The 7,114-nt window shown below is 52.6% G+C and carries 3 protein-coding genes; all 3 read left to right on the forward strand.

Translation table 11 applies throughout. From position 1 onward, the window contains the following. Window positions 1-1,341, forward strand: a 1,341-nt coding sequence (locus KH813_RS05595; RefSeq protein ID WP_303994330.1) for a YadA-like family protein, incomplete at its 5' end; no start/stop codon positions are given. Window positions 1,342-1,793: 452 nt separating this feature from the next. Beyond that, window positions 1,794-5,789, forward strand: coding sequence for an ESPR-type extended signal peptide-containing protein (locus KH813_RS05600; RefSeq protein ID WP_303994333.1), 3,996 nt, complete (start codon window positions 1,794-1,796; stop codon window positions 5,787-5,789). 374 nt (window positions 5,790-6,163) lie between these two features. Continuing rightward, the coding region (locus KH813_RS05605) for an ESPR-type extended signal peptide-containing protein (RefSeq protein ID WP_303994335.1) at window positions 6,164-7,114 on the forward strand (951 nt) is incomplete at its 3' end.

The following is a 7,114-nucleotide window of genomic DNA, read 5'->3' on the forward strand; positions in this document are numbered from 1 at the left end:
ACCGGCGCCGTTCTTCTCGGCGACAAGAGAAAACTGACGGGAGCGGACGGAAGCATCGTTCTCGGTTCGGCGGATGAAAGCGCGGAAACCAACGTCAAGGACGCCACCGTCATCGGACATAACGCCAACACCACCGTCGCGAGCGGTGTAGCTCTCGGCAGTGATTCCGTAGCGGATCGCGGCAAAGCGGACGCGGCAACCGTATATCTCAATGCAGTTGACGAAGTCAAAGCGACCGTAAAAGGCGATTTGGCGGCCGTTTCGGTAGGAAATGCCAATGCGACCCGTCAGATCACAGGCGTAGCCGCGGGTACAGAAGATACCGACGCGGTCAACGTCGCGCAGTTGAAAGCGGCAGCGAAAAATATTACTGACAGCTTCAACGACACGACGTTGCAGGAAGGTGATAACGCGCTTTCCATTAAGGGGGACACGCTGAACCTTTCCGTGAAAGATACGAAGGGCAATGAAGTCACCGGCAGCGTGAACCTGAACGACCTTAAGAGTGCGGTAAGTACTACCTACACGCTGGAAGGCGAAGAAAATGACAACAACACGACCACGATTTTCCTTAAAGGCAGCGATAAGAACGAACAGCAAGTCACCGTCGCGACCAAAGACACGCGAAACACTATTGTGGACAGCGACACCGTAACCGTAGAAGCCAAAGCGCAAGAAGACGGCAGCAACGAATACAAGCTGAACGTCAAGACGAACGGTAAGGTCGAGAAAGACAATAAAGGCATTGTCACGGGCGGAACCGTTTACAACGAAACAAGAATTGAAAACGACGGCAAATACATCAAAGCCGAAAATACGGCGAGCCAAAACCTGATTGCCTTGGACAAACAGGTCGACGCCAATACGACCAATATCACCAAGTTGGAAAATAACATTTACGACATGGGCGGTCGTATCGGAGAACTGGGCAACCGTGTCGACAGAGTCGGCGCGGGCGCGGCTGCGCTTGCCGCACTCCATCCGCTCGACTTTGATCGTGATGACAAATGGGACTTCGCGGCCGGCTACGGTAATTACAGCGGCGCCCATGCGTTCGCTATCGGCGCGTACTATCGTCCCAATGAAGACACCATGTTCAGCGTCGGCGGCTCGTTCGGCGGCGGAGAAAACATGGTGAACGCGGGCGTTTCCGTCAAGCTCGGCCAGGGCAATAATGTATCGACCTCCAGAGTTGTTATGGCGAACGAAATCCAAGAGCTGAAAACAGCGAACGCGAAGATGCAGGACGAAAACATAGAAATCAAGAATGAAAACAAAGAGATGAGGAATGAAATCGAAATTTTGAAAGAACAAATGCGGAAACTCATGGCAGCGAAATAAAGAGCAGAAACGGAAAAGATCATTCTTTTGAAGCGGAAAAGGGTCACGGAGCATATGCGCCGTGACCCTTTTCGCATGGGGAATGCGTGTTTTTTAGAGTGTGTTGCAGTTAAAGGGGAAGCAACCCCTTCCATTATAAACCTTCATTTCATGAATCGATTTTACGCAAGTAAGCATTCCTAGCGGACATTGTGATCCGATGATGAGAAACGCCGGATTTATCACTTCGCTTATTGTGAAGAGGGGGCAAGACAACGCTTTGCACGTATTTAGTAAAAAGCAAATAAAAAGTAAGTAAAAAATAAACGCTTGTTTGGAATAACGCGTTTTTGGTGTAGACTTTATAGAATAAAATAGATATAATAATAAGCATTGCATGTGAGATCCAACACCATATTACTCAAGTATGGCGTCATTATTTAATGCTATTTTATATGGAGGGATGAAAGTCGATGAATAAGATTTACAAGCTTGTTTGGAGTCAGGTCAAAAACACTTGGGTGGCCGCGTCGGAGATGGCGAAGAGTCATGGCAAGAGCGGTCAGGCAAGAGGAAGAGTGACTCTTGCCGCGACTGTTTTGGGAGTGCTCATGGCGACCGCGACGCCGGCGCTCGGCGTGTACGCGGCGGATCTTACCGCCGATCAGAAAGCGGTCTATGACGCGGTATTGGCGAAATTGGAAGCCGATAAAGCGGCCGTGCACTATTTCTCTGTCAATTCCGACAACTTGAAGGGCACGGATGACAAATTATTTGATGATTTTACCAATTACTCCAATAAGCTGGCGACCGGCACGCAATCAATGGCGATCGGGCGCATGGCGAGAACGCCGGTCACGGGCGCTATGGCCGTAGGACATCACGCTGTGGCGGAAGGATTCTTTTCCGTGGCGATCGGACCGGACGCGTATGTCCCCGGGGAAAAAATCACCAGTGATGAATACAAACAGCTGTCGGATGAGGATAAACAGCTGTACAGACCGGTAGATACTGCGGCTACTTCATATCTCAAAATCAAGATGAAATCGACCAAAGACGGACAAGACTCGTTTGAGGAAGAAGTCAACCAGGGCGTCGCTGTAGGCAGACACGCTCGCGTTCAACAGAAACGCGGCACGGCGATCGGTTCCTATGCGGAAACGTATGACCTCCAGGGAACGGCGCTTGGCTTTGAGGCGCATGCGACAGCGGAAAATGCCACAGCTCTCGGCGCGACAGCGAAAGCGCGGGCGAAGAACGCGGTGGCGATCGGATTCGGTACGGAAGCGGCATTTAATGACAGCGTGGCGCTCGGCTCGTTTTCCCGCGCGCAAACAAAGGCGGGAATCAGCGGCTGGGATCCGTTAAACAAGGCGATATCCGGAGATAAAACTCATGTATGGACATCGACGCTCCCCGCCATTTCGGTCGGTAATGACCAAAAAGGACTGACCCGCCAAATCATTAATGTGGCGGCGGGCTATGAAGATACAGACGCCGTGAACGTAGCGCAGCTGAAGCATCTCCGCGAGAAACATGATGCGGATCGCGACGAGTTGAGCACGAGAATCAGCGCGAATAACGGAGATATCAGTAAGCTTGGAGACAAGGTCCTGAACATGGGAGATGACATCAGAGCCAATACGGCGGATGTCACAAACCTGAAAGCCGGCTGGACGCTTAAAGACGCGAAGTCGGGCGCGAAAAACGTGCAGGCGAAAGGGGAAGTGAAGGTAAGCGGTGATAAATACATTACGCCGGTGGTCAACGCCTCAGGCCTTTCGCTCACGGTAGATGAAAAAGCGCTGAACACCCGGATCGGAAATCAGATTTCCGACTATATCGGGGACGATATTTCGCAAAACCAAACGGATATCAAGAACCTGCAAGCGGGCTTTACCATCAAGGATAAAAACAGCGGGTCTTCGGACGTCGCGCTTGGTGGCAAAGATAAAGCGGCGATCACCTTCCAAGCGGTCACGCAGGAAGGCGACGGTACCGGTGATGTTCTTACGGCGGCCGTAAGTGATGATCGGACGGTCACTTACACGCTGAATACGAAGAAATTGAAACAGGATCTGGGTATCGGTGATAAAGGCGTCGGCACGATGAATTCGTGGAAACTGAAAGCGGGAGACGGAGCCGCCGCGGCTGTCGAAGATGGCGACACGGTCGCTTTTGACGTCAAGGAGCCGAACAAAGGTCTCACTGTGGAACAAGACGGAAATACCGTCAAATACGGTATTGACGGAAGCAAGATTGACCTCGCCGGTAATACGAGCATTACCAATCTGAGCAATAAAATCGAAAATAGCAAGATCCATTATTTCTCCGTCAAGAGCAAGGAAAATGCTACAGGCTCGAACTGGAATAACGACGGCGCGACTGGCGATAGAGCCATCGCTATCGGCGTGAAGACCGTAGCGTCGGGCAACGCAGCTTTCGCAACGGGCTGGGGGGCAAAGGCGACCGGATATTCGGATGTCGCCATCGGTACACAAGCGGAAGCGACCGGAGGTTGGGGCGTCGCCATCGGACAGTCGGCGAAAGCGCAGGCTAAGACCTCTGTTGCCATGGCGTATGACGCCGAGGCGAAAGGCGCCAACTCAATGGCGATCGGTGTACAGTCGGAAGCAAGCGCTGATAACTCTACCGCCATCGGTCATTTCGCAAGGGCGCTTGGTGAAAGCTCAATGGCCTTAGGTGATTACGCGATTACCTCGACCTTGGACGGCACAGGAAAAGTTAATCAATCGGTAGCGCTCGGCTCGCATGCCCGTGTCGCTGCTGACAATTCTCTCGCTTTGGGAAATAACTCTCTCGCTAGCATCGCCGATGATGTGAAGACGGAAGCTTACTTATCCAAGGAAGCCTTCAAGAAAGAAAACGGAGTCGTATCTGTCGGCAATAAAGCATATACCATTGGCGATGAAACGATTGCGCAGAATTACCGCCGCATTACCAATGTAGCGGGCGGCGCGGATGACAATGACGCGGTGAATGTAGCGCAGTTGAAAGCGGTACAGAAAATCGCGGCGGCCAAGACCACTATCGAAGCGGGTGACAATGTTACTGTAGAAGCGGGCAGCGCGGATGGAAGCTATAAAATTTCCGTTGCCGACACGAAGCTGAAAGGGGCTACTAATGCGCTTTCCCTTACCGGCAACACATTGAAACTTTCCGTTGAAGATACGGCGGGCAATAAAGTCACCGGCAGCGTGGATCTCAAGACGATTCAGGATGCGGTTGACACCGACACTACCTACACGATGACAGGGAAAGAAAATGACGACAACACGACTACGATTTCCCTTACAGACAACGACGGCAACGAGCAGAAAGTCACGGTAGCGACGAAAGATACCAACACTTACACGACCGGCGGCACTTACGACGCGGCGAATAAGAAAATTACATTCACAAGAAATGACGACCAAACCTATGATGTGGACCTTGCCGACTTTGTGGGTAATGTGACGGACACGCGAAACACCATCGTGGACAGTGACACCGTAACTGTAGAAGCCAAAGCGCAAGAAGATGGCAGCAACGAATACACGCTGAACGTCAAGACGGACGGAGTAATTGCGAAAGACAATAAAGGCATCGTCACGGGCGGCACCGTTTACAACGAAACAAGAATTGAAAACGACGGCAAATACATCAAAGCCGAAAACACGGCCGGGCAGAACCTGATCGCCTTGGACAAGCAGGTAGACGCCAATACGACCAACATCACTAAGTTGGAATATAACATTTACGACATGGGCGGCCGTATCGGAGAACTGGGCAACCGAGTCGACAGAGTCGGCGCGGGCGCGGCTGCGCTTGCCGCACTTCATCCGCTCGATTTCGATCCCGATGACAAATGGGACTTTGCGGCCGGCTACGGCCATTACAGCGGCGCGAACGCAGTCGCTATCGGCGCGTACTACCGTCCGAATGAAGACACCATGTTCAGTGTCGGCGGTTCGTTTGGTGGCGGCGAAAACATGGTGAACGCGGGCGTTTCCGTCAAACTCGGACAGGGCAATAACGTATCCACCTCCAAGGTCGCGATGGCGAAAGACATGCTGGATATGCAGCGGCGCATGGCGGAAATGGAAGCGCAGATGGCGAAAATGCAAGGCTTCATCGGCGCACTTACAGGCATGGATGCGCAAGCCGCCATGTTCCCCGATGTACCGGAAAATCATTGGGCGTATGAATACGTCAAAGGCCTTTGCGAACAAGGCATTATCGAAGGCTATCCGGACGGAACCTTTGCCGGAGATCGCGGCATGACACGCTACGAACTCGCCGCCATGCTTTACAGAGCATTGGCGAAAGGCGTCAGCCTCGATGCTCGCGCGGTACAGGAATTCGCTCCCGAACTGGCGCGAATCCGCGTCGATGTCGTCACGAAAGACAACGACGGACAGCCGGTCATCGAACGAGTCCGCGTCAATGAAGAAAAGAAAGCGAAATAAAACTTCATAATCGGTATAATCGACGAAAGAAAAACCCCAAGGCTGCACAGCCTTGGGGTTTTTGCTATGGCAACATGACAAGTCGGGAGATTTTATGGCCTGACCTCGCGCATACCGTAAGCGGGGGCCTGCCCATGGAAAAATAAAAAGAACCCGTTCGGTCAGCCGGTCCGTTCGTCGGGAAAAGCGTCAGCGGCGCGTACGGAAAAAGAGAAGTCGAATTTCACGTATTGTAAAAAAATAAACAGCTGCGCCGATTAAATTTTACGAGATCAGAGAAAAATCAATAAGGAAAAAATAAAATAGGGGGATAGCATTAAGGCGAGAAGTACCCGTTATTATCTTTTTATTATAATCAGGAGAGGGATGTACTTATGAACAGAGCATACGAAGTCATTTGGAACAAAGGTAAAAACAGTTGTTCCGCGGTATCGGAAATGGCGAACCGTCGCGGCAAAATCTCAAGCTGCCGCAACAAAGCGGTGATGGCCGCGATGGTCTTGTCTTTGTTATCCGCGGGCGGTCTCGCCTACGCGGAAGATCCCGCGACGCCGCCGGCGGCACCGGATAAAAAAACTCCCTACTTCTCGGTTAATGCCGATAACAGCGCCAAACCCGAGGGGACGAACTGGAATAGTGACGGCGCTAAAGGTGCCGCTTCGATAGCGGTCGGACCGTCTGCAGGCGCGCAGGGAGATTTCTCGACGGCGGTAGGGCCCTGGGCTAAAGCGGACGGTAAATACGCGAACGCCTTCGGTGTGATGACCAATGCGACGGGAGAATATGCTACGGCGGTAGGACCCTATGCAAAAGCGGTCGGCGATTATACCTTGGCGACTGGAAAAGGTGCCAAGGCAACTGCAAAAGGCGCAGCCGCTTTCGGCGCATCTGCGGAAGCAAGCAGCGGGTGGGCGACAGCGGTAGGATATCAGTCAAAAGCAGAGGGCAATTTTGCCTTGGCGTCAGGAACTAAAGCCGTTGCCGGCGCCGTGAATGCCTCTGCCTTCGGTGCCGATGCCAACGCGACGGGAGCATCCGCTACGGCAGTGGGCGCCTTTGCCAATGCGACCGATACATTTTCGTTAGCGGCGGGAGACCATGCCAAGGCAACCGCATTAGGCGCATCCGCTTTCGGTACGAAGGCGGAAGCAAACGCGAATCGGGCGACAGCATTAGGATACATGGCAAAAGCAGAGGGCGATTTTTCCTTGGCGGCGGGATTCCGGTCGAGTGCCACCGGAGAAGCTGCGTATGCTTTCGGTGTGGATTCTAAGGCGGACGGCGGAGATGCGATCGCCATCGGATCCGCATCGGAAGCGCAAAAA

It is taken from the genome of Negativicoccus succinicivorans, from assembly GCF_018373335.1.
Taxonomy (GTDB): domain Bacteria; phylum Bacillota; class Negativicutes; order Veillonellales; family Negativicoccaceae; genus Negativicoccus; species Negativicoccus succinicivorans_A.